The 22,590-nt window shown below is 65.0% G+C and carries 19 protein-coding genes; 12 read left to right on the top strand and 7 right to left on the bottom strand.

From position 1 onward, the window contains the following. Positions 1-136: 136 nt before the first annotated feature. Positions 137-1,921 (top strand): hypothetical protein, encoded by a 1,785-nt coding sequence (locus F812_RS0106455; protein WP_020085146.1) that lies wholly within the window; start codon positions 137-139, stop codon positions 1,919-1,921. A 19-nt stretch (positions 1,922-1,940) separates the two neighbouring features. Here the strand turns inward: F812_RS0106455 and F812_RS0106450 are convergent, their stop codons facing one another. Further along, a complete protein-coding gene (locus tag F812_RS0106450; protein ID WP_020085145.1) occupies positions 1,941-3,995 on the bottom strand; it encodes an ATP-binding protein in 2,055 nt (684 codons plus the stop codon). Between the two features lie 59 nt (positions 3,996-4,054). Beyond that, positions 4,055-4,939, bottom strand: coding sequence for a sensor histidine kinase (locus F812_RS0106445; protein ID WP_020085144.1), 885 nt, complete (start codon positions 4,937-4,939; stop codon positions 4,055-4,057). A 196-nt stretch (positions 4,940-5,135) separates the two neighbouring features. Here F812_RS0106445 and F812_RS0106440 point away from each other — a divergent pair, with 196 nt between their 5' ends. Next, on the top strand, positions 5,136-6,212 hold the full coding sequence (locus F812_RS0106440; RefSeq protein ID WP_020085143.1) for a type 2 periplasmic-binding domain-containing protein: 1,077 nt from the start codon (positions 5,136-5,138) through the stop codon (positions 6,210-6,212). A gap of 52 nt (positions 6,213-6,264) precedes the next feature. On the opposite strand, the gene mscL is transcribed toward F812_RS0106440, so the two are convergent. Continuing rightward, positions 6,265-6,651 (bottom strand): large-conductance mechanosensitive channel protein MscL, encoded by a 387-nt coding sequence (mscL, locus tag F812_RS0106435; RefSeq protein ID WP_020085142.1) that lies wholly within the window; start codon positions 6,649-6,651, stop codon positions 6,265-6,267. Between the two features lie 200 nt (positions 6,652-6,851). Between mscL and F812_RS0106430 the strand changes: the two genes are divergently transcribed. The 9 genes from F812_RS0106430 to F812_RS0106390 all read left to right on the top strand — a co-directional run bounded on the left by F812_RS0106430 (position 6,852) and on the right by F812_RS0106390 (position 18,669). Beyond that, complete coding sequence (locus F812_RS0106430; RefSeq protein ID WP_020085141.1) at positions 6,852-7,112, top strand: DUF4212 domain-containing protein; 261 nt, start codon at positions 6,852-6,854, stop codon at positions 7,110-7,112. A 65-nt stretch (positions 7,113-7,177) separates the two neighbouring features. Further along, entirely contained in the window at positions 7,178-9,010 is a 1,833-nt protein-coding gene (locus tag F812_RS0106425) for a solute symporter family protein (protein WP_020085140.1), read from the top strand. Between the two features lie 53 nt (positions 9,011-9,063). Next, positions 9,064-10,032, top strand: coding sequence for a prolyl aminopeptidase (gene pip / locus F812_RS0106420; protein WP_020085139.1), 969 nt, complete (start codon positions 9,064-9,066; stop codon positions 10,030-10,032). A gap of 129 nt (positions 10,033-10,161) precedes the next feature. Further along, the gene (locus tag F812_RS0106415; RefSeq protein WP_020085138.1) at positions 10,162-10,794 is read left to right on the top strand and encodes a response regulator transcription factor; all 633 of its coding nucleotides are present in this window, start codon (positions 10,162-10,164) and stop codon (positions 10,792-10,794) included. A gap of 416 nt (positions 10,795-11,210) precedes the next feature. Beyond that, positions 11,211-12,413: an aminotransferase class V-fold PLP-dependent enzyme gene (locus F812_RS0106410; RefSeq protein WP_020085137.1), complete on the top strand. Its 1,203-nt coding sequence runs from the start codon at positions 11,211-11,213 to the stop codon at positions 12,411-12,413. A 139-nt stretch (positions 12,414-12,552) separates the two neighbouring features. Then, positions 12,553-13,509, top strand: a complete 957-nt coding sequence (locus tag F812_RS0106405; protein WP_020085136.1) for an HpcH/HpaI aldolase/citrate lyase family protein — start codon at positions 12,553-12,555, stop codon at positions 13,507-13,509. 39 nt (positions 13,510-13,548) lie between these two features. Beyond that, on the top strand, positions 13,549-14,718 hold the full coding sequence (locus tag F812_RS0106400) for a malate--CoA ligase subunit beta (RefSeq protein WP_020085135.1): 1,170 nt from the start codon (positions 13,549-13,551) through the stop codon (positions 14,716-14,718). A 12-nt stretch (positions 14,719-14,730) separates the two neighbouring features. Continuing rightward, on the top strand, positions 14,731-15,627 hold the full coding sequence (gene sucD / locus F812_RS0106395) for a succinate--CoA ligase subunit alpha (RefSeq protein WP_020085134.1): 897 nt from the start codon (positions 14,731-14,733) through the stop codon (positions 15,625-15,627). 198 nt (positions 15,628-15,825) lie between these two features. After that, positions 15,826-18,669: a phosphoenolpyruvate carboxylase gene (locus F812_RS0106390; RefSeq protein WP_020085133.1), complete on the top strand. Its 2,844-nt coding sequence runs from the start codon at positions 15,826-15,828 to the stop codon at positions 18,667-18,669. Between the two features lie 132 nt (positions 18,670-18,801). Here F812_RS0106390 and F812_RS0106385 read toward each other — a convergent pair whose 3' ends face one another. Next, entirely contained in the window at positions 18,802-20,130 is a 1,329-nt protein-coding gene (locus tag F812_RS0106385; protein ID WP_020085132.1) for a TRAP transporter large permease, read from the bottom strand. After that, entirely contained in the window at positions 20,127-20,768 is a 642-nt protein-coding gene (locus tag F812_RS0106380; RefSeq protein ID WP_020085131.1) for a TRAP transporter small permease, read from the bottom strand. Before F812_RS0106380 ends, F812_RS0106385 begins: the two co-directional genes overlap by 4 nt. A 194-nt stretch (positions 20,769-20,962) precedes the next feature. Here F812_RS0106380 and F812_RS0106375 point away from each other — a divergent pair, with 194 nt between their 5' ends. Continuing rightward, entirely contained in the window at positions 20,963-21,319 is a 357-nt protein-coding gene (locus F812_RS0106375) for a DUF1428 domain-containing protein (protein ID WP_020085130.1), read from the top strand. Here F812_RS0106375 and F812_RS0106370 read toward each other — a convergent pair. Both F812_RS0106370 and F812_RS0106365 read right to left on the bottom strand, forming a co-directional pair. Then, on the bottom strand, positions 21,309-22,367 hold the full coding sequence (locus F812_RS0106370; RefSeq protein ID WP_020085129.1) for a TRAP transporter substrate-binding protein: 1,059 nt from the start codon (positions 22,365-22,367) through the stop codon (positions 21,309-21,311). The two genes, F812_RS0106375 and F812_RS0106370, sit on opposite strands and share 11 nt — an antisense overlap. Beyond that, positions 22,364-22,585: a hypothetical protein gene (locus F812_RS0106365; RefSeq protein WP_020085128.1), complete on the bottom strand. Its 222-nt coding sequence runs from the start codon at positions 22,583-22,585 to the stop codon at positions 22,364-22,366. Before F812_RS0106365 ends, F812_RS0106370 begins: the two co-directional genes overlap by 4 nt. Positions 22,586-22,590 lie beyond the last annotated feature (5 nt).

Genomic DNA, 22,590 nt, shown 5'->3' with positions numbered 1-22,590 from the left:
ACGCGGCCGTTGCGCCGATGCTACGCCCCGCTTCCTGCCGGCGGTGCCTCCAAGCTTGCGCCGCGACATCCCGGCCGCTTTCCCCTAAAGTCCGCCCGTTGGGAGCAAGGTACTCGTACCCAGGGGGTGTTGCGTCATGGCCGAAGCCGCATCGAAGCCGACCGGAAGCTGGCGGCGGCGTCTCGACTACATCTTCGGGCGCAACACGCTGATCGGCGTCGCTTCTCTGATGCTGCTGTTCCTGTCAGGCTATGCGACCTGGCACGGCATGCGGGATTTCATCGTCGGCGTGTCGGCCACGCCCACCGGCCCCGAGCCGGGATCCATGTCGATCCCGAACGACATTCTCGTCATCGGCGTGGTGGTGTCGCTCACCTTCCTCATGTGGCTCGCACTGCGTGAAACCTTCGGGGCGGGTCGTGACTTCAGCGACCGCGTCATCATGTTCGTGCTCTATGTCTTCCTCGCAATCTGGTCGATCGGCTTCGGCTACGGCTTCTGGTGGAGCCTGATCTCCGGCCAGGAAGCGACACGCACCGGCCTCTCGGGGCTGCAGGAGGACGCGCGCGACGCGAGCGCGGTGGTGGCCGCACGCCTCGACGCGGTCCGCTCGCAGCTCGACAACGTCGTCTCGTGGTCAGAAAGCCAGATGGCTCGCGAGGAGACGAGCGGCGGGAGCTGCGGCACGGCATCGGGCGCAGGACGGGGGCCGCTCTACAATGCGCGGCGCGGGGTGCGCGATTCCGTGGCCACGCTGCGCGACGGAATGGTGCGGAGCTGGCTCGAGCCGGTGCAGGCCGAGGTGGAGCAGCTCCGCCAGAGCGCGCAATCGCTTGCTGGCGCCAGCGTCGAAGAGCGGCAGCGCAATTTCGAGACCATGGCCTCGCAAATCCGAGGCTCGGCCCGCAACATCGCGGCGCGCTCGAACGAGCTCGGAAAATCGACGGCCGCCGAGATGCGGGCACTCGCGGAAACGGTGTCCGTCGCGCCGGGACAGCCCGGCTTCTCATGCTACGATCCGACGCTCGCCCAACGCCTCACGCAGGCCGCCGACCAGGCGGGTCAGCCCGCGGATGTAAAGCTGCGCGATGCCGCGTTCAGCGAAGGGCCCGCGGGTGTCGCGAACGCGGTGAAGAACCTCTGGAAGAACATCGGCGCGTATTCGTACAGCCTCATGCATTACGTGGTCACGCTCGGCTCGGAGCCTGCGACGACAACGGAGGCGGGCGATCCGATCACGGGGCGCGACCTTATCGCGCTGCTCGCCTCGATCGGCATCGACTTCGGTCTTCTGGTGCTCGCCATTCTCAATCCTCCGGCGCGGCGGCCGGAGATGGCGGGCGACAAGCGGCGCGAAATCCAATCCGCGATCGCGACCGCCATTGCACGCGCGCCAGACGCGGACATCGAATGGGTGCGCCGCCATTTCATCTATCACAAGACGCACTCGTATCTCGTCATCCCGAACCTCTACAGTTGCGACACCGAGACGGAAGGCGCAAAGGCGCTGGCGATGAACCAGCTCGCGGGCGTGCTCGACGATCTCGATCTCGTGGAATGGCCGAAGCCGGGATGGGGCCCGCTAAAGAAGAGCGAGCTGCAGAAACTCAAGGACGAGGAGGCCGAAGGCAGCGATACGGACCTCACCGCCGTTCGCAAGGCTTGGCTGGACAAGCACGGCAAGACGAGCGGGCCCGATGCGGAGGCCCGTGATGCGGCCGTGCGCGATGCAGCGCCTCTCCGCAATCACGGCCTCTTTTCCAAGGCGGAACGGGCGCTCACCATCGCCGGATGGGGCGAAAGCGCGCGGCGCGACGTGGAGGTCTATCGCCTCGTGGATACGGAAGGGCTGACGCCGATTCTCGACGTGCTGAACGATTGGAGAGACGGCCCGGCCGACACCCGCAAGGCAGACGCGTGAGGGTTTTCCAGGCCGCTGATCAGCGGGGAATGGTGGGCTTCAACAGGCGTTCCCTGAGCGCGAGCCGAGGGTTGCTCGGTGCGGAGGCGGCATCTGCCTGAGACAGAGACGGCGGCTCGTTGCGCGACAAGAAGCCGGACGATGCCGGCGCGGTGCGCGGAACGTCCGACGGCGAAAGCGGCCGGCGCAGCTCCACACGCGGGGCGGCCATGGGCTCGCGCGGCGCGCTCGCGACCGGGTGCCCCTGAGGCTCCGGCGCCGGAGCGCGGCGCGTATCGAACTCGTGGCCCTGCCGATCGACGTGGGTTCGCTCGGGGGCGGGTTCAGGCTGGGCTCTTTCAAGACCGAACCGCTCCGTGAGCGCGGGCTCGGCGCGGCGCGGCAATCCAACGGATGCCGGAAGGCTGACGGATTCGGCGAAGAGCTGGGCCTGGCTCGCAGCGTCGAGCTGTCCGCACACGCCGGCTGCGCGCCAGCGCTCGACGACCGCTTCGAGGAACGCCTCGTCGCCTAGCGACTCCTGCCATTTCTCCGAGAAGCGCGCCGTCGTGGAGCGCGGAAGCGCATTGGCGGGCAACTCGTCGAACTTGATGCGCACGGGGATCGGCACGCCGTCGCCGAAGGCGATGGCCTCGCGTGCGCCGAGCGCGGGAAGGAACTCGATCATGCCGGTGCCCGTATCGGCGACTGCGGACTGCACGATCGCCTGGTCACGCTCGTTCGACATGCGGAGCGCGAACACGGTGTTGCACTGGGAAAGGATGGTGGGGTCGATCTCGGCGGGACGCTGCGTCACGATGCAGAGCGAGGCGCCATACTTGCGGCCTTCCTTCGCAATCTTGGCGATGGCCCGCTTGCAGGGCTCGAACCCCATCTGGGAATTGAGAGGGACGTAGCGGTGAGCTTCCTCGCAGACCACCGTGACCGGCACCTTGCCTTCACCCCACAGCGCGAAGTCGAACGCCATGCGGCAAAGCACGGACACGACGACGTTGACGACCTCCGGCGGCAGTCCGGTCAGCTCCAGAATGGTGATCGGCTTGCCGTTCACGGGCACGCGAAAGACGCGGGAGAGCACCTGCGCCATGCCGTCGTAGACGGTGACTGAGCCGAACATGAAGGCGTAGCGGCCGTCCTGAACGAAGGTCTCGATGCGGGTCTTGAGCTGGCGATAGGGCGCGAGATCCCTGCGGTTCTCAAGCTTGCCCATGCGCTCGTCGATCAGATTAGTGAGATCGGAGATGCGGTAGGGAACCGGCGTATCGACGGTGAACTTGCTGCCGTCGAGCCCGGGCTTGCGCAGCTTCTGCGGATCGCTGTTGCGGCCGGCGCTGTAGCGGGCCTTCGCGAGCGGGATCAGATCCTGAAGGATCTCGATCTCGCCCTTGCGCTCGGTGTCGCCGACGAGAACCTCGACCGCCTCCTCGAAATTGAGAAGCCAGAGCGGGAGCTGGAGCGTGCGGGGCGAAATGACCTCGGCGCGATCGCCGAATGCGGTGGCGTACTCGTTGTGGGGATCGAGCAGAACGATATGGGCGTTCGGATTGCGCTCGAGGATGGCGCGCAGGATCAGCGCCGTCGAGCAGGACTTGCCTGTGCCGGTGGTGCCGAGGACGGCGAAATGCTTGCCCAGGAGATCGTCCACGCGGATCATCGCCGGAATGGCGCTGTCCTGGCGGATCGAGCCGATGCGCACGCATTCCTTGTCGTTGCCGGCATAGGTGAGCTGAAGCTCGTATTTGGTGGCAAAGCGAACCCGGTCTCCGAGCGTCGGATAGGTGGTGGTGCCGCGATTGAAGCCGACGGGGCGGCCGTCCGGCGCCTTCTTCAGCTCGCCCACGAGGCCGAGCTCGGCGATGCGGATCTCCTGCTCGGTGCCATGGGCGGGAACGGGAACGCTCAAGGCCGACACGGTCGCGAGCACGGTCGTCGCACCGGCGTCGATGGCGAGAAGCGTCCCCATCTCCGGGCGATCAGCACGGCTCTTGGGATCGTTCTCGTGCGTGACGTCGAGCAGCAGAATAGCCTTCGAGCCCGTGACCGAGGCGATGCGGCCGATCGAACGCGGCAGCACGTGGTACTGGGGTTCCTTTGGTGTGGCCGCGGATTGCATAATCTTGCTCTACTCGATGATTAAACGACGGCGCCGTTGCCGAACACGGCATCACGTCCGCCGAGGGGCGAAACCTGATGGGCCGGCGGAAACGTGACGGTTACGTCGGTTCCCTTGTCCTTGACGCTGGTGATCACCAGCTCGCCGCCGTGCAGCTCAACTAGGGACTTGGCAATGGTGAGGCCCAGTCCGGCGCCCTCACGCCAGCGGGTGCGTGCGCCATCGACCTGGCCGAACGGCTCGAGCGCGATGCGGATCTCATCGGGTGTCATGCCGATGCCGGTGTCGCGGACGGAAATCATGACGCCGCCGTTGCCTTGCGCCAAAGCCTCGGCGGTGACCGTGCCGCCGCGCGGGGTGAACTTCACGGCGTTGGAAATGAGGTTCTTGAAGATCTGGGCGAGCTTGTCGTCGTCGCCACGGATCGGAGGGATCGAGAAGGCCGCGCGCGTCGAAAGCTCCACGCCGGCTTCCGCGGCAGCCGGTGCCGCCTCCTCCATGCAATCGCGCAACACCGCGCCCACGTCGACCTCGAACGCATCGAGCGCGTAGGTGCCGCTGCGGAGCTTCGAGATGTCGAGAATGTCGTTGATCACAGTGAGAAGCCGCTCGGCGGAATCCTGGATCAAGCCCGCGTATTGAACGATGTCGGCGTCGGAGAGCTTGCGCTCGCCGTGCTGTCGCAAAAGCTTCGAAAAGCCCAGAACCGTGTTGAGCGGCGTGCGCAGCTCATGGCTCATGTTGGAGATGAATTCGGATTTGACGCGGTTGGCGAGCTCCGCCTCCAGGCGAGCCTGACGTTCGGCAATACGAGTCCGCTGGCGGAGCACCGCGTCGCCGATCAGCGCCGAGTACTCCTGCAGCAGTGTGTTCGTCTTGCTCTTACCAACGCCACCAGGGAGCATGTCGAAGGAACGCCAAACCTTTCAATCGTGTTCGATACGGTAGTATCCATTGGATAAGACGTGGTTAATTGGCATCTATCGTCGGAAGACACGGTAAGGGGGGCCTGTTCCGTGGCTCCGGGCCGTTGTTTTCGGGCCTGGGTTAGGCTTTGATGCAGCCCAATCGCAGCCTGGACAGCAGACTGGAGACTGGCCGATGGATCGTCGTGAGTTCCTCATCACCAGCGGTGGCGCCGCAGTTGCAGCCGCATCCCCGGCCGTTGCCCAAGCCGAACAAGCGGCCTCCCCGCCTGCCGAGAGGCTGACCGGTGGCGCGAGCCTCCTCAGGTTGTCGATGCCTTGGGCGGACACGCCTCAGGGGCCCGCAGACAGCGCCCGCCGTCTTGCTGCCCGTATCGAGGCCATGACGGCCGGGCGGTTCCGGATCGAGATTGCTGCCGGACCGGGCGGCCTCCAGGAGGAGGCCGATCTCGTGCACGGCACGGCCCACGATTTCTCACGCCTTCACCCTGCCTTCGCCTATTTCGCCGGTCTCCCCGGCGCGGCAGGGCTCTGCGCCGGGGATCTTGCGCACTGGATGACGGTGGGCGGCGGACAGATGCTCTGGGACGACCTTGCCGCGCAGCATGGCTGGAAGCCTCTGCTGGCCGGGCATTCGGGCGGTACCCCTGCGCTCTGGTCGCGCGATCCGATCATCGGCCTCGCCGACCTTTCGGGCCGGCGGGTAGCCGCGATGGGTCTCGGCGCCGACGTTGCACGCGCCCTCGGTGCCGAAGGCCATGATCTTATGCCGGAGCGGGTGGCTGCTTCCCTTCAGGAGGGATCGCTGGACGCGGCCGAGGTTGGAGGGCCCGTCACCAGCCTTGCGAGCGGCGTCGCCCGGTCCGCCCGGTATGCGACGGGGCACGGTCTCAACGGGCATGGCACGGCGCTTTCTCTCAGCATCCGCCTTTCCGTCTGGAACGGCCTATCCGAGGCCGATCGCGCCATCTTCGCGGCGGCGGCGGGCGAGGAATACCAAGCCTCGCTGGCGGAAGCGCGCGTGCACGACCGGCTGGCCCGGCGGGTTCTCGAAAGCTCGTTCGGGGTTCGCTTCGCACCCTGGCCCGCCGAGATCGCGGAGGCGCTGGATCGCGTTGCAGAGGCGACGATCGCGCATGTGGCCGGCTTCGACGCCGACGCGGCGCGTATCGACCAGAGCTACATGGCTTTCCGTAGTGCGGTGCTCGGCTCGGAAGCTCCGCTGCGGCGCGCCTCGCCTCCCCTCGCCTGAGACGTCATCGGGTAACCGGCCGGACAGTCCGGCCGGCTACGCCTTCGCTTCGCTATTTCTTCACCAGCGCGTCGCGGATTTCGCGCAGGTAGATCTCCGACGGCGGCGGGGGCGGGGCCTCGGCCGCGGCGGGCTTCTTGAACTTGTTGATGGCGCGGATGAGCAGGAAGATTGCCGCCGCCGTGATCAGGAACTTGAGAACGGCGTTGAGGAAGAGGCCGTACTTGATCAGCACGCCGTCGCCCGTGGGGGTCGGGAGGGTGATCGCGAGGGCGCTGAAATCTATGCCTGCCAGGATATAGCCGATCGGCGGCATAATGATATTCTCGACCAGCGTGGTGACGATGGGGGAGAACGCGGCACCGATGATCACGCCGACAGCGAGGTCAATAACATTCCCCCGCATTGCAAATTCCTTGAATTCGGACAGTATCGACATCGTAGAATTCCTCTAGACACCTAAAATCCCGACTCGCTCTGAGCCGATGGCCGGATGCTAGGTGAGCAGTTGACCGAGAGCAAACAGCCAGTTGGTCTGAGGCCGGCTGATCCAATAGCGTCTTCAGGCCTCTGCCTCATTGGAACCACATCTGCCCCGCACCTGATGGCGGGACAGGAACGGGGAGACTGAACACCGTCATGATCGAACGGCGCGAGAGAAAACCCTACTGGCGGCACACGAAGTGGCAGATGCTCGCGAGCCTCTTGCCATTTCTCGCGGTGATGCTGGTGCTGCCGCTCTATGCGGACCGGCTGAACTCGTCCAAGTTCATGGGGTTCCCGCTCGGCTACTTCCTCAGCCTGCACGGGCTCGTGCTGATCGCCGTCGTCACGGTCGCGAGCTTCGTGAACCGGCAGGACGCCATCGACCACTGGCACGGCGCGCACGAGGATGCGTAGCGTGCGCCTCGCCCGACCGGCGCCCTCGCGGGCACGGGACATCGCTCGCATGGAGCGCTGAGGCCATGCCGTTCTCGCATCGGACCGGATACGTCAATCCGCGGCTCGGCACCTATTTCGGCATCTTCATGAGCGCGTTCGTCGCGCTCACGCTGCTCGTTCTCATCCTCGAGGGCCTGGGCGTTTCCGACAGCACGCTGCGGCTTGCCATGTTCCTCGGGCCGATCGCGTTCTACGCCATCATCGGACTGGCCGCCTACAGCAGCGAGCCGATCGACTATTTCGCGGCGGGCCGTCGCGTGCCCGCGTTCTATACCGGCCTTGTGCTCGCGCAGACGGCGCTCGGCGCGACGGGGCTCGTGGCGCTGACAGGCGCATTCTTCCTCATTGGGTTCGATGCGCTCTGCATCGTCATCGGCGGGTTAGCCGGCTTCGTGGTGATGGCCGTGCTGCTCGCGCCGTTCTTCCGCAAATTCGGCGCATTCACGGTGCCGAGCTACCTCGGAAAGCGGTTCGAAAGCCGGGCGCTCCGGCTGGTGGCGGGCGGCATTCTCGCCGTGCCGATGCTGCTCGTCATGGCGGCGGAACTCAGGATCGGCGCCCATGCGGCCGTCTGGTTCTATCCGATGCCGTCTGGGCTCGCGGTGATGCTGCTCGTCGCCGTCATCGTGCTGACGCTCGCGGCGGGCGGAATGCGGTCGTTCGCGTGGTCGTCGTCGGCCCAGAGCATCGCGGCGTTGATCGCCCTCCTGGTGCCGATCGCCATCGTCGGTGTGATCGTGACCAACCTGCCGCTGCCGCAGCTTTCGAGCGGGCCGGTGCTGCGCATGATGGGACGCGCGGAAGCTGCCCAAGGCCTGCCCATCATTCTGCCCCCCGCGCTTGCCTTCGACATGCCGGGCGAGGGGCTCGCGCCGATTGCCAAGCGCTACTCGGACGCGTTCGGCAGCGTGGGACCGCTGGCTTTCGTCATCATCATCCTGACGCTGCTCTCGGGGATCGCGAGCGCGCCGTGGCTGTTGCCGCGCGTCGCGGGCACTCCCGGCGTGTATGAAGCCCGCAAGTCGCTCGGATGGGCGACCTTCCTGTTCGGCATCGCAATGCTGACGATCGCCTCGGTGGCCATCTTCATGCGCGACTACCTCACCGATCTCGTGACGGCGGTGGGGCAGGTGCGCTTTCCGGAGTGGTTCGACGCTTTGCGGGAGCGCGGCATCCTGAGCGTGGCCGGCGATGGCCGCCCCACGCTCTCGAGCTTCAACGTGAGCCGCGACGACGTACTCCTCAGTCTGCCCATCGCAGCCGAGATGCCGGCAGCGCTCGTCTATCTGGCGGCAGGAGGCGTGGTGGCGGCAGCGCTGGCGACCGCGGGGGCGGTGGCGCTCGCGCTCGGAAATATCCTGGCCGAGGACATCGTCTACGGGCTGAGCTGGTCGCCGGCACGGACGGGCCCACGCCTCATCGTCTCGCGGCTCGCGCTCGGAACGGCGGCGGCGGTCGCGGGCCTGATCGCGCTCGCAGCCCCCACAGATCCGCTGAAGCTCGTGCTCTGGGCCGTGGCGCTCACCGGCGCATCGACCTTCCCCGTGCTCGTGCTTTCCATCTGGTGGAAGCGCCTCAATGCCTTCGGTGCGGTCGCAGGCATGGCGACGGGGTTCGGCGTCACTGTGCTTGCCATCATCGCGGGTGAAGCGGGGCTCACCGGAACGGACAGCGCCCTCGCGGCGGCCATCGGGCTTCCGGCGGGCGCTGTGGCGACCATCGCGGTCGCGCTCGCAACGCCCGGCCCTCAGAAAACTCTGCTCGAGCTCGTGCGCGATATCAGAGTACCGGGCGGCGAAATCCTCTACGATCGCGAGATGCGCCACCAGCGGCGCAAGAAGGCCCAGCGCACCTAGCCGCCCTGCGGGGCCTTGCGCGCTCAGGGCACCGCAAGTGAATTGGAAAGCCGATGTCGTCCCGAGAGCGTCTTACACTCTATCCGCCGCGCGACCTGTTCAACGACGGGTTTCTCGAAACGGGCGACGGGCACACGCTCTATTACGCGGAGTGCGGAAACCCGCGCGGCGCGCCGGTGCTGATCGTGCACGGAGGGCCTGGCGGAGGGTGCAATCCCGCCATGCGCCGCTTCCACGACCCGAGACACTACCGCATCATCCTGCTGGATCAGCGCGGCTGCGGCAAATCCCGGCCCAACGCCTCGATCGAGAACAACACGACCTGGCATCTGGTCGCGGACATGGAGCGTCTGCGGCACCACCTCGATATCGAGCGCTGGCAACTGTTCGGCGGCTCGTGGGGCTCGACGCTGGCGCTGGCCTATGCCGAAACGCATCCCGCGCGCGTGACCTCGATGGTGCTGCGCGGCATCTTCCTGTTGCGCAAGAGCGAACTCGACTGGTTTTATCAGAACGGCTGCAGCCACCTGTTTCCCGAGGCGTGGGACGCTTTCGAGCGCATCATTCCGCCGGAGGAGCGCGGCGACATGATCGCGGCCTATTACAGGCGCCTCACCGATCCCGATCCGCGCGTCCACATTCCCGCCGCCGAAGCCTGGAGCGTGTGGGAGGGGACGACGCTTTCGCTCATCGAGGATCCGATCCGGGTGCGCTCGTTCGCCAATCCGGCCTATGCCCTCGCGTTCGCCCGCATCGAGTGCCACTACTTCTTCAACCGCGGCTTTCTCTCAGAGGACGGCGCTCTTCTGAAGCAGGCTCACAAGGCAGACGGCATTCCAGCCGTTCTGGTGCACGGGCGCTACGACGTGGTGACGCCTGTCCGTAATGCCTGGGACCTCAAAAAAGCGCTGCCCTCTGCCGAGTTGCGTATCGTAGCCGACGCGGGACACGCCATGACCGAGCCCGGCATCATCCACGAGCTGGTGCGGGCCACCACATCTTTTCGCGAGCCAGGCGCCTGAGATTGACCGGGGATCGCCCGCGGGCCGACGACTCATGCTTAATCCTGCGTACAGCTGACGCGCGGCGCATTCGCCATACCGGCGGTTCGCGCTGGCTCCGGCGCAGCTTGGGCGGATAAAGTAACCATCATGCCGACAGAGAGCCGCCGCAACATCGCCATCGCCGACAAGAACCCCGTCGTTCGCACGGGGCTCGTCGATATCATCTCGCGAGACGGACGTTTCACGGTGGTGGCCGCCGTCGCAACAGGGGCGGCCCTGCTCAACCTCATGGAAAGCCAGGCCGTCGACATCGCCATCATCGGCTGGCAGCTTCCCGACATGATCGGAGGCGATCTGCTGTCCGAGATCAAGAAACGCGACCTCTCAGTCCGCTCCATCGTCTACACGGGCGAGCCGGGCACCGAAGTGCTGCGCCGCACCATCAAGGCGGGCGCGTGGGGCTTCATGTCGAAGAGCGACGAGCCCGAGGTTCTGCTCGAGGCGATCTCGACCGTTTCGCACGGGCGTGTTTCGTTTCCGTACGTAGACATCGATGCAGCGAGCAAGGATCCGCTCGACGTGCTCACTGTGCGCGAGCGCGAGCTGCTCGCAGCGCTGGCGGACGGCTGGTCCAATCTTCAGATCGCGGCCCGTATCGGCATCTCGCGCAATACGGTGAAGTACCACCTGAAAAACCTGTACGATAAGCTCAACGTCAACAATCGCGCGATGGCGGTCGCGCTGTTCATGGCACGGCAATCCGTGCGCGATGACCGTTGATACTTCCCGCGTCTTGTCGGATAACCGGTTTGGGTTTCTGCTCGAAGCACTTAAGCCGCAGGGTGGGTAGGCCTAAAACTACCCAAGTGGGCAATTCCCACCGCAGGCAACACCGCTCATAAGCCTACCCAAGAGATTTTCTGACGTCGCCCCTCCGGGTGTTGTGCACCGTTAAGAGGATGCTTACGAGTTGCCTTCAAGGCGCTCAGCGCATCCAACCGGTAGCTCATCCGGAGACCAATCACGACGCACAGTGAACTCAACGCTCTCGCAATGAAGGACACGGACCTTTTTTGCGCGAGCCGCGCTAGTTTGACCTTTTTGCGCGACGCCCGGCCGCTATGGGCTGACGCTTCGCAACCAAGAAGCTAAGATTGGGGCAAAAAACTCGAAGCTCGACTCTGGAGGAGACGACTATGACCATGGTGACGCCGCACCTCTTCATTCCTGGCCCGACCAATGTTCCCGATGCCGTCCGCATGGCGATGAACATCCCCATGGAGGACATGCGCAGCCCCGAATTCCCGAAGTTCACGCTGCCGATCTTCGAGGACCTGAAGAAGGTCTTCAAGATGAAGGACGGCCGCGTTTTCATCTTCCCCTCGTCCGGTACGGGCGCCTGGGAGTCGGCCATCACCAACACCCTCGCCGTCGGCGACAAGGTTCTGATGAGCCGCTTCGGCCAGTTCTCGCTGCTCTGGGTCGACATGGCAGAGCGCCTCGGCCTCAAGGTCGTTCTTTGTGACGAGGAGTGGGGCACGGGCGTTCCGCTCGAGAAGTATGCCGACATCCTCGCCAAGGACACCGCGCACGAGATCAAGGCCGTGTTCGCGACGCACAACGAGACCGCGACGGGCGTGTCCTCCGACATCGCCGGCGTGCGCAAGGCGCTCGATGCCGCCAAGCACCCCGCGCTCCTCTTCGTCGACGGCGTCTCGTCGGTCGGCTCGCTCGACATGCGCATGGGCGAGTGGGGCGTTGACGCTTGCGTCTCCGGCTCGCAGAAGGGCTTCATGCTTCCGACGGGCCTCGGCATCCTCGCCGTCAGCCAGAAGGCTCTCGACGCCAACAAGAGCCTCAACGGCCGCATGAACCGCTGCTTCTTCTCCTGGGAAGACATGATCAAGACCAACGATCTTGGCTTCTTCCCCTACACGCCGGCCACGCAGCTCATCCGCGGCCTGCGCGCTTCGCTCAACCTGATCTTCGCCGAAGGCATCGATAACATCGTTGCCCGCCACACGCGTCTCGCCTCGGGCGTGCGCGCTGCGGTCGACGCCTGGGGCCTCAAGCTCTGCGCCAAGGAGCCGAAGTGGCACTCGGACACGGTGTCCGCGATCGTCGTGCCTGAGGGCATCGATGCCAACAACGTGCTGAAGACGGCTTACTACCGTTACAACACGTCGCTCGGAACCGGCCTCAACAAGCTCAACGGCCGCGTGTTCCGCATCGGTCACCTCGGCGCCCTCGACGAGGGCATGATCGGCAGCGCCCTGTTCAACGTCGAAATGACGCTCAAGGATTGCGGCGTGCCGATCAAGTTCGGCTCGGGCACCGGTGCTGCGGCTGAGTACTTCAGCAAGACGGCGACCAAGCCCGCTCTCTCCAAGGCTGCTTGATCTTCAAGGCGGCGCGCATCTCGCGCGCCGCCTTTCCTCAATCTCCACCACACATCGACGTGTCCCCCGGTCTCGGGCCGTTTCGGACCGTTCCGCTTTCGTATCCAGAATAAACGTCTTACTCAGAGGAAACGCCCCCATGAGCTTCACTCTCTACCCCACGCGTAAGCAGCGCTTGCAGCGTTCGTATCTCGCCGTTCCGGGCTCGAACCCGACGATGATCGATCGCGCAATCAAGAGCGCCGCTGACTACGTGTTCCTCGATTGCGAAGACGCCGTCGCTCCGCCCGAGAAGGAGCAGGCCCGCAAGAACATCATCCAGGCCCTCAACGATCTCGACTGGAAGGGCGCTGGCAAGAGCGTCTCCGTCCGCATCAACGGCCTCGACACGCACTACATGTATCGCGACGTCGTCGACATCGTGGAGCAGGCCGGCTCGAAGCTCGACACCATCCTCATCCCGAAGGTCGGCGTCCCGGCCGACGTCTACACGGTCGAGTGCATCGTCAGCCAGATCGAGGTTGCCAAGGGCCTCAAGAACCAGATCGGCACCGAAGCCCTCATCGAGACCCCGCTCGGCATGGCCAACGTCGAGGCGATCGCGTCGGCCAACAGCCGCCTCGAGTCCATGCACTTCGGCGTTGCCGACTACTCGGCCTTCAACAAGGCCCGTACCGTCGTCATCGGCGGCCTGAACCCCGACTATCCGGGCGACCAGTGGCACTTCCCGCTGTCGCGCATGACGGTCGCCTGCCGCGCGTTCGGCCTGCGTCCCATCGACGGCCCGTTCGGCGGCATCGACGATCCGGAAGGCTATAAGGCCGCTGCGCGCCGCGGCGCCGCTCTCGGCATGGAAGGCAAGTGGGCCATCCATCCCTCGCAGATCGAGCTCGCCAACGAGATCTACTCGCCCACCGCGAAGGAAGTGGAGCGCGCCGAGCGCATCCTCGTCGCCCTCAAGGAAGCCGAGGCTCAGGGCAAGGGCGCTGCTTCGCTCGACGGCAAGATGATCGACGCCGCCTCAGAGAAGATGGCGAAGAACCTCATCGCCACGGCCGCCGCAATCAAGGCCGCGGAAGCAGCCCGCGCAAAATAAGAACAGGCAGCCTGCAGGAAACACCCAAGGAGGTCCGAAATGGACATTCACGAGTACCAGGCAAAGGAGCTTCTTTCGAAGTTCAACGTGCCCGTTCCGCGCGGTGGCCTCGCCTACAGCCCGGAACAGGCCGTCTACCGCGCCAACGAAATCGGTGGATCGCGGTGGGTCGTCAAGGCCCAGATCCACTCAGGTGCGCGCGGCAAGGCCGGCGGCATCAAGGTCTGCAAGTCCGATAGCGAGATCGAGAGCGCGGCCGAAGGCCTGCTCGGCAAGAAGCTCGTTACGGTGCAGACCGGGCCCTCGGGCAAGCTCGTCTCGCGCCTCTACATCGAGGAAGCGACCGACATCGACAAGGAGATCTATCTCTCCTTCGTGATGGACCGTGCCGCCGAGCGCATCGTCGTCGTCTCGTCGGCGGCTGGCGGCATGGACATCGAGGAAATCTCCCACAGCCAGCCCGACACCATCATCAAGGTGCAGGTCGATCCCGCGGTCGGCATGCAGGGCTTTCAGGCTCGTGAAGTCGCATTCGGTCTCGGCGCAGAGCCGGAGATCATCAGCAAGCTCGAGCGTGTCATCCTCGGCTGCTACCGCGCCTTCCGCGACCTCGACGCCTCGATGCTCGAGATCAACCCGCTCGTCATCACCAAGCAGAAGCAGGTCGTCGCGCTCGACGCGAAGATGAGCTTCGACGAGAACGCGCTCTTCCGCCGTCCGCAGATCGCGGAGCTGCGCGACAAGAGCCAGGAGGATCCGCGCGAGACCTACGCCAACGACCGCGGTCTTTCCTACGTCGGCCTCGATGGCGACATCGGCTGCATCGTGAACGGCGCCGGCCTCGCCATGGCCACGCTCGACATGATCAAGCTGGCCGGCGGCGAGCCCGCGAACTTCCTCGACATCGGCGGCGGCGCAAGCCCCGAGCGCGTGACGAAGTCGTTCAAGGCGGTGCTGCGCGACAAGAACGTGAAGGCGATCCTCGTCAACGTGTTCGCCGGCATCAACCGCTGCGACTGGGTGGCCAAGGGCGTCGTCGACGCCATCAAGGAGCTCGACATCAAGATTCCGATCGTCGTGCGCCTCGCTGGCACCAACGTCGAGGAGGGCCGCAAGATCATCGATCAGAGCGGCCTCACCATGATCAGCGCGGAGACGCTGGCAGACGCCGCGAACAAGGCTGTGTCCGCAGCCAAGAATGCCGCGTAGGGAGGAACGAGAATGGCCATCTTCATCAACGAAAATACGCCGATCCTCGTGCAAGGCTTTACGGGGCGCATCGGTACTTTCCACGCGCAGGAGATGATCGACTACGGCACGAACGTGGTCGGCGGCGTGACGCCCGGCAAGGGCGGCAGCACTCATCTCGGCCGTCCGGTGTTCAACACCATGAAGGGCGCCGTGGACGAGACCAAGGCGGAAGCCTCCATCGTGTTCGTGCCGCCGCCCTTCGCGGCGGATGCGATCATGGAAGCGGCCGACGCGGGCATCAAGTACTGCGTCTGCATCACGGACGGCATCCCCACGCAGGACATGATCCGCGTGAAGCGCTACATGCGCCGCTATAAGAAAGAGAACCGTATGGTTCTCACGGGTCCGAACTGCGCCGGCACCATCTCGCCGGGCAAGGCCATGCTCGGCATCATGCCCGGGCACATCTACATGCCCGGCCGCGTCGGCATCGTCGGCCGCTCGGGCACGCTCGGCTACGAGGCCGCTTCCCAGCTCAAGGCGCTCGGCATCGGCGTCTCGACCTCGGTCGGCATCGGCGGCGACCCGATCAACGGCTCGTCGTTCAAGGACGTTCTCGAGCACTTCGCCGAGGACCCCGAGACCGACGCCGTGATGATGATCGGCGAGATCGGCGGTCCGCAGGAAGCCGAGGCCGGTGAGTACATCCGCGACCACTTCAAGAAGCCGGTTGTGGCCTACATCGCGGGCCTTTCGGCCCCGAAGGGCCGCCGCATGGGCCACGCGGGCGCCATCGTCTCGGCGTTCGGCGAGTCGGCTTCGGAGAAGGTCGACATCCTGGCGAATTGCGGCGTCGCGATCGCTCCTACTCCTTCCGAGATGGGCGCGACGGTGCAGAAGGTCCTGGCAGCGCGCAAGGCCGCGTAGGGCCCTGCGCTTACGTGCTCATTCCTGAGAAGCGGTTCCCACTTCTCAGGATGCACTTTAGGTCAGAGCTGGCGCTGCGCCCGATGGCAGATCCGGCTCAGACGACCCGGCGGTCCGAAAGGCCGCCGGGCCCCTCTCCCTGCCTTGGGACTCTCGAGATGCGAGCCCCGCTATTCCGGGGCGGATGTGGAGAACACGATGTCAAACAAGCCGTCCCCCGGCTATTCCAAGATCGACGAAACCGCCCTTCGCGCCGAGCTCAAGGCGCTTCGCTCGCAAATTCCCGATCAGCCGACGCTCAATCCGATCGTGGCGATCGCCTTCGACCTTTCCAGAAAGCTCGAATCCGGCGCGATCAGCTTCGACGATCTCAAAACGCTCGCAACGCGCCTGATGGACAGCGCCTGCGTCCACCGCGCGCTCCTGCTCAAGGAGCAGATCGGCGTGGAGAGCGAGGCTGCAACCCGCAAAGAATTCTCCGACTTCGTGGCCCAGACCGCAGCGGGCAAGGATTTCGAGGCATTCAAGGCGCGCTTTGCCCGCGCCCGTAACGGCATTGTGTTCACCGCGCATCCGACGTTCGGACTGTCGGAAGCCCTTTCGAACCGGATGGCCGAGATCGCCATCTCCGGCTCGGCCGAGGGCCAGACCATCGGGCTACCGCATCGCCCCGATCCGAACCTGACGCTCGAGTACGAGCACGCACGCGTCCAGAGCGCGATCCGCAGCTTGCGGGATGCCTATTTCGACCTCCTGACCGACTTCTTCGACACCGCCTACGCGAGCTATGGCGCCCAGGCGCTCAAGGCCGACCCGCAGCTCGCAACGTTCGCGTCGTGGGTGGGATACGACCTCGACGGGCGTACGGACATCAAGTGGTCGTTCTCGTTCATCGTGCGCCTCAAGGAAAAGATGGCGGCGCTCGCGGACATCCGTGAGCGCTTTCTCGCGCTGAAGCCCCTGCTCGGCGAGGGCGGCGAGATCCAGCGGCTCACGCGCCAGATGACCGGCAAGCTCGATCTCGCGATCGCGGCAACGGAAGCGCAGATCAAAGCGCTGAGCGCCGTCGGCAAGGACGGGTTCACGCTGGCGCAGGCCGCAAACGTCATCACGCAAAGCGACGGCCACGCCATCACCAGCGCCAAGCCGCTGCTCGCGCTGTTCGAGCAGATCGTGGACACGGTGGAGGACAAGAAGGCCAAGGTCGCCGTGACGGCGCTCGCCGGCCTGCTGCGCGCCACTGGCCTCGGCATGAGCCACATCCACGTGCGCGTCAACGCGGTGCAGATCAACAACGCGTTCCGCGCCTTCGTGCACGAGAGCTGGACGCGCAATCTCACGGAGCGGCAGGCGCAGGCCCGCATCGTCGAGATGATCAACACGGTGAAGCCGGAGGATGTGAACTTCGAGACGCTCGATCTCGAGAACGCCACCGCGATCCGCCAGTTCGCGATGGTCGCCCAGATCGCCAAGCATCTCGACGCCGACACACCCATCCGCTACCTGATCGCGGAGTGCGAAAGCCCGGCCACGATCCTGATCGCCGTCTATTTCGCCAAGCTGTTCGGCGTTTCGGAGATCGTCGACATCTCGCCGCTATTCGAGACGCCGGCCGCGCTCGAGACCGGCCCGCGCCTCATCGAGCGCCTGCTGTCGACCGACGCCTATCGCGAGTACGTCTCGAAGCGCGGCCGCCTTGCCGTGCAGACCGGCTACTCGGACGCGGGCCGCTTCATCGGCCAGATCGCGGCCGGCCTCGCGCATGAGCGCCTGCATCACGGACTTGCGGAAGTGGTGCGGAAGGCGAACGTTCCGGGCGTCGAGACGCTCATCTTCTCCACGCACGGCGAAAGCATGGGCCGCGGCGCGCATCCCGGCCCGCTCCGCCGGCGCCTGCGCTACGTGTTCCCCGGCGAATCTCGCTGGCGCTTCTTCCGGCACGGCCTGCCGGTGAAGCACGAGACGAGCTTCCAGGGCGGCGACGGCTATCTCTATTTTGCCAACCGCCTGTTCGCACAGCGCGCGCTCGCCACCATCGTCATGAGCGGCAAGGACCCGGGCGAGGGCGAGGATCCGTTCTACACGGACACCAATCTCGCGCTCGACTTCCAGCTCCGTCTTCGCGACTACCAGCAGGAGCTCTTCGCGCATCCGGGCTACCGGGCGCTGCTCGGCGCGTTCGGCGCGAACCTGCTGTTCAAGACGGGCTCACGCCCGGTCAAGAGGCAGGGCGAGCATCACTCCGATCGCGGCGATCCCGCCCGCATGCGCGCCATTCCGAACAACGCCATCCTTCAGCAGTTCGGCTATGTGGCGAACGTGGTGGCCGGGCTCGGCGCGGCAGTGGGAAGTGATCGCGAGCGCTTCGTCGAAATGGCGAAGAGATCGCAGCGCCTGCGTCCGTTGATCGAGATGATCGCGCGTGCCAAGCAGCTTTCGAGCCTCAACGCGGTCGGCGTCAACGCCATCGTGTTCGATCCCGGCTTCTGGGCGCAGCGCGCTTCCTGGGCACGGGAGCCGCATCTCGACGGCGCCTTCAAGTTCCTGGCCGAGCACCTGCTCGACGACGACCGGGCCCAGAAGATCAACGGCCTTGCCCACTATCTTCGCCTCGACGCCATCGAGTTGCATGGCATTCTGGAGGAGATCGGCCTCGAAGGCGGCAAGCTGCCCGACGATCATCGCATGGAGCTCGATCTGCTTCAGGCGATCCGCGCGGCGCTGATCATGCGCATCTTCATTCTCACCGCGCAGCTTCCGCGCTTCACGCCGACCAACGAGGTCACCCACGACCAGATCATTCGGCAAGCTCTCGGGCTCGAGATCCCCGAGGTGATCAACGTGGTGCGCCAGGCGTTCCCGCGGCGGGCCTCGGGCGCTTACGACGACGCCGCCTTCAACGAAAAGGCGACGTATCTTCCGAAGGGCATCGACGACTACGGCCGCATCGAGACGGAAATCCTGGAGCCGATGGAGAAGGCCTACGAGCTCGTGCGCGAGATCGGCACGGGCATCTCGCACCACTGGGGCGCATTCGGCTGATGCATCCCGTTACGGACAGACAGCGCCCGGAACGATGATGGTTTGAAATCCTGCAGGGAGGGCGCAAGCCGCGGCACAAGCGGCTGCCTCTCATCCTAACCCTCTCTCCGCAAAGGCGGGGGGAGGGTTTTTCTATCGCATCATGCCGAGCCAGCGCGGCAGCGCGAGCGAGAGGTCCGGCCAGTAGGTCACCAGGAACAGGAAGCCGATCATCGTCACGAGCCACGGAAGAACCGCGCGTGACATGGTGGTGAGGCCAAGGCGCGAGATTCCGCTCGCGACATAGAGATTGAGCCCAACGGGCGGCGTCAGCATGCCGATCTCCATGTTGACCACCATGATGATGCCGAAGTGAACCGGATCGACGCCGAGCTGGGCTGCGACCGGAAACAGGATCGGCGCCAGGATCAGCGTCACCGAAGCGGGCTCCATGAAGCAGCCGGCAACGAGCAGCACGACATTTACCACGGCAAGGAACGAGATCTTTCCGAAGCCTTGCGCCACCAGCCAATCCGCGATCGCTTGCGGGATCTGCTCGTGCGTCAGCAGGAACGAGAACAGTACGGCATTGGTGATGATGTAGAGAAGCATGGCGCTCATGCTGGCCGAGGCGAGCAGCACGCGCGGAACGTCGGAGAGCTTCAAGTCCCGATAGATGTAAACCGCGACGATGAAAGCATAGACCGCGCTTACGGCCGCCGCCTCGGTGGGTGTGAAGACGCCGCCGTAGATTCCGCCCATCACGATCACGATGAGTGCCAGCCCCCAGAAGCAATCCGCCAAAGCCGAAAAGCGCTCACTCCAGGATTCGCGCTCGCTGCGCGGATAGCCGCGCCGCCAGGCGAGCCACACCGTCGTCAGCGCCAGAATGGTGGCGAGCATGATGCCCGGCACCACGCCTGCCATGAAGAGATCGTCGACGGAGGCGGCGTAGACACGCTCTCCGCCGGGACCCTTCACCGCCATTCCGGAGGTTGCGACGGCATAGAGCACCATCACGATCGACGGCGGAATGAGAATGCCGAGGGCGCCCGAGGAGGCAACCACGCCAGCGCCGAAACTTTTCGGATAGCCGCGCGCCACCATAGCCGGGATCATGATCGATCCGATGGCGACGACGGTCGCGGGCGAGGAGCCGGACACGGCCGCGAAGATCGCGCACGCCACCACGGCCGCGAGGCCGAGCCCGCCCGGCCAGTGTCCCGTCATCGCGGTCGCGAAGCGGATCATGCGCCGCGCCACGCCGCCGTGGGTGAGGAAGTTGCCGGCCAGGATGAAGAACGGCACGCACATGAGCTCGAAGCTCTCGATGCCGGTGAAGAGCTTCAAGGCCACGGCGTCGAGCGGAACGTCGGTCACCACGAACAGGACAGTGAGAACCGTGAGGCCGAGCGCGATCGAGACGGGCATGCCGACGAGGAGCAGGGCGATGAGGGCGAGGAATATGAAGGCCGCTGTCATCGGGCGGCCTCCGCGTCGGGCGCCGTTTCAACGCCTTCGACCTTGCCCGGATCGTGATGCGGCCGCTCTCCGGTGTGCCAGAACGTCCAGGCGACCTCGATAAAACGATAGCACATGAGGTATGAGCCCAGCGGAACCGCGAGATAGACGATCCACATCGGCACCTCGAGCACCGCGGATGTCTGGCCCGTCCTGGCGATGTGCCAGACGAGATGCGCACCGAGCGTGCCGATGATCACGGTGAACAATGCGCCCGCGAGCAGCCCCGCCACGATCAGGATGCGCTTCGATTGCCCGGTGAGCCGTTCCACCAGGAGATCGACGCCCACGTGGATGCCGGTGCGAACGCCATAGGCGGCGCCGAACTTCGCCATCCAGACGACCATGAAAATGCAGAGTTCCTGCGCCCAAGTAAGGCGCACATAAGCGATGGTGAAGAACAGGCTGCGCGAGAACCCCGTCAGCCACTCGATCCCTTCGGCGCGCGACCATCGATAGACAGACGCCACACCCGACAGGCCATAGCGCTGCGCCACCGCAACGAAAATGAGCGTCGTTGCTGAGGCGAGCAGCGTCGCGATGATAATTTCCTCGAGCGAATCCAGAATGCGCGCGGGCTTGGCCCTACGTTCGCTCATCGCTTCCCCCTGGCGGCCTTAGGTGACCTGGATTTCTTCTCTCTAGCGAAACCGCTATCGCACGAGTTCGCCGCCGCGTCACGATCCATCCGTGGCCGTGCGAACCCGCCCCTCGGTATTTCACTATCCCTGGCCATCCGGCACGCCGTTTCCTACTTAGGGAACGAAGCAAAAGAGCAAAGAAAGGAAGCGCTATGGCCTATGTGGATGGTTTCGTGCTCATCGTCCCCAAGAGCAACATCGAGGACTATCGCAAGATCGCGAAAAAGGCCGGAAAAGTCTGGCGCGACCACGGCGCGCTCGAATATCGCGAATGCGTGGGCCAGGATCTCGACATGCCGTTCGGCCGGCCGTTTCCCAAACTGCTCAAGCTCAAGCCGGACGAGACCGCGGTCTTCTCATGGATCGTCTATCGCTCGCGCGCTCACCGCGATCAGGTCAACGCGAAGGTGATGAAGGACGAGCGCCTCGCCGGCATGGATCCCAAGACGATGCCGTTCGACATAAAGAAAATGTCGATGGGCGGGTTCGACGTGCTGGTCAGCGCATAGCGGGCTGCCGGGCCGTGTGGCCGGTCGCGGCGTAGATGCGGTCGATCAGATCGCGGCCCACGCGGCCGGCCATCTCGTCGTGAACCGGCAGAAGTGCGGCTCGCCATGCTGCCAGCTCGGCGGGTGTGGGCTCGTGAAATGTGGTGCGGCCGGATTTCCGCATCTGCTCGAGTGCCTGCTCGTTCTCCTCGTGCGCGAGCGCATTGGCAACTGGCGTCGTCTCCGCGATGGCTCGTTCGAGAGCCGCGCGAATATCCGGCGGCAGGCCTTTCCAGAAGGCCGCGTTCGAGATCACGGCATAGCCGAGATAGCCGTGGTTGGTGAGCGTCGCGTGCTTCTGAACCTCGAACATTTTCTGGTTGTACATATTGGCTGGCGTGTTCTCCGTGCCATCCACCACGCCGGACGAGAGGGCCTGATAGGCTTCCGAGAAGGCGGTGACCTGGGGCAGCGCGCCCAGAGCCCACATCTGCGCCTCGATCACCTTCGAAGCCTGGATGCGCATCTTGAGCCCCAGCACGTCATCGGGACCTAGAAGCTTGCTGTTCGCCGAAAGAATCTTGAAGCCGTTGTTCCAGTAAGCGAGGCCGATCAGGCCCTTGCTTTCAAGCTTGTCGAGAAGCTCGCGCCCTACGGGTCCCTGCGTGACGGCGGACAGCTCCTCGTATCCGGCGAAGATGTAGGGCAGATCGAAGACCTCGAAGGCCTTGATGCCGAGGGGGCCGAACTTCGAAACGGAGGGCGCCAGCATCTGCACGGCTCCGAGCTGAAGCGCCTCCAGCTCCTCCTTGTCCTTGTAAAGCTGGGAGTTCGGGTAAAGCTCCACCTTCACGCGGCCGTTGGTGTAGCTCTCCGCGAGTTGCTTGAAGTGCTCGGCTGCGCGGCTTTTGTGCGCCTGCGGGGCCGCCACATGGCTGAACTTGATGACGATGGGTGCGTCTGCCGCGCGGAGCGCAGACCCGGGCGCGAGAAAGCTCAAAACGAGGCTGATGCCCAGCAACGCCGCGAGCCGCGAGCCGAATTCGAGACTGCGCGTCGCGATGCTCATGTGCGTGTGTCCGGCGTTATGAGGGCGCGCTCATGAGCTTCGCGCTCCTTGTCCCAGGCGCGGATGACCTTGCGGGTCAGGCGGAACACGCGCCGCGCGCGGCGCCGATCCTCCCTCGGAAGGCAGACGCAGCAACAGCAGAACCCTGGCCTGCGTGCCACCTTCAACATCAGCTCGCGATGCTTCCAGGCGGTTTCCTGCGGGATGTCGTGGTTCATTGCCG

Origin of the sequence: Hyphomicrobium zavarzinii ATCC 27496, assembly GCF_000383415.1 — a bacterium.
Taxonomy (GTDB): domain Bacteria; phylum Pseudomonadota; class Alphaproteobacteria; order Rhizobiales; family Hyphomicrobiaceae; genus Hyphomicrobium_C; species Hyphomicrobium_C zavarzinii.
This window is presented reverse-complemented; position numbering and strand designations above follow the sequence as displayed.

Excerpts from the sequence above, each read along its gene's own strand:
- F812_RS0106365 (WP_020085128.1), bottom strand. The coding sequence starts at position 22,585 with ATGAACCACGACATCCCGCAGGAAACCGCCTGGAAGCATCGCGAGCTG.
- F812_RS0106425 (WP_020085140.1), top strand. The coding sequence starts at position 7,178 with ATGCCGTTCTCGCATCGGACCGGATACGTCAATCCGCGGCTCGGCACC.
- F812_RS0106445 (WP_020085144.1), bottom strand. The coding sequence starts at position 4,939 with ATGCTCCCTGGTGGCGTTGGTAAGAGCAAGACGAACACACTGCTGCAG.
- pip (WP_020085139.1), top strand. The coding sequence starts at position 9,064 with ATGTCGTCCCGAGAGCGTCTTACACTCTATCCGCCGCGCGACCTGTTC.
- F812_RS0106380 (WP_020085131.1), bottom strand. The coding sequence starts at position 20,768 with ATGAGCGAACGTAGGGCCAAGCCCGCGCGCATTCTGGATTCGCTCGAG.
- F812_RS0106415 (WP_020085138.1), top strand. The coding sequence starts at position 10,162 with ATGCCGACAGAGAGCCGCCGCAACATCGCCATCGCCGACAAGAACCCC.
- F812_RS0106430 (WP_020085141.1), top strand. The coding sequence starts at position 6,852 with ATGATCGAACGGCGCGAGAGAAAACCCTACTGGCGGCACACGAAGTGG.
- F812_RS0106410 (WP_020085137.1), top strand. The coding sequence starts at position 11,211 with ATGACCATGGTGACGCCGCACCTCTTCATTCCTGGCCCGACCAATGTT.
- F812_RS0106455 (WP_020085146.1), top strand. The coding sequence starts at position 137 with ATGGCCGAAGCCGCATCGAAGCCGACCGGAAGCTGGCGGCGGCGTCTC.
- F812_RS0106405 (WP_020085136.1), top strand. The coding sequence starts at position 12,553 with ATGAGCTTCACTCTCTACCCCACGCGTAAGCAGCGCTTGCAGCGTTCG.
- F812_RS0106390 (WP_020085133.1), top strand. The coding sequence starts at position 15,826 with ATGTCAAACAAGCCGTCCCCCGGCTATTCCAAGATCGACGAAACCGCC.
- F812_RS0106370 (WP_020085129.1), bottom strand. The coding sequence starts at position 22,367 with ATGAGCATCGCGACGCGCAGTCTCGAATTCGGCTCGCGGCTCGCGGCG.
- F812_RS0106375 (WP_020085130.1), top strand. The coding sequence starts at position 20,963 with ATGGCCTATGTGGATGGTTTCGTGCTCATCGTCCCCAAGAGCAACATC.
- F812_RS0106400 (WP_020085135.1), top strand. The coding sequence starts at position 13,549 with ATGGACATTCACGAGTACCAGGCAAAGGAGCTTCTTTCGAAGTTCAAC.
- mscL (WP_020085142.1), bottom strand. The coding sequence starts at position 6,651 with ATGTCGATACTGTCCGAATTCAAGGAATTTGCAATGCGGGGGAATGTT.
- F812_RS0106440 (WP_020085143.1), top strand. The coding sequence starts at position 5,136 with ATGGATCGTCGTGAGTTCCTCATCACCAGCGGTGGCGCCGCAGTTGCA.
- F812_RS0106385 (WP_020085132.1), bottom strand. The coding sequence starts at position 20,130 with ATGACAGCGGCCTTCATATTCCTCGCCCTCATCGCCCTGCTCCTCGTC.
- sucD (WP_020085134.1), top strand. The coding sequence starts at position 14,731 with ATGGCCATCTTCATCAACGAAAATACGCCGATCCTCGTGCAAGGCTTT.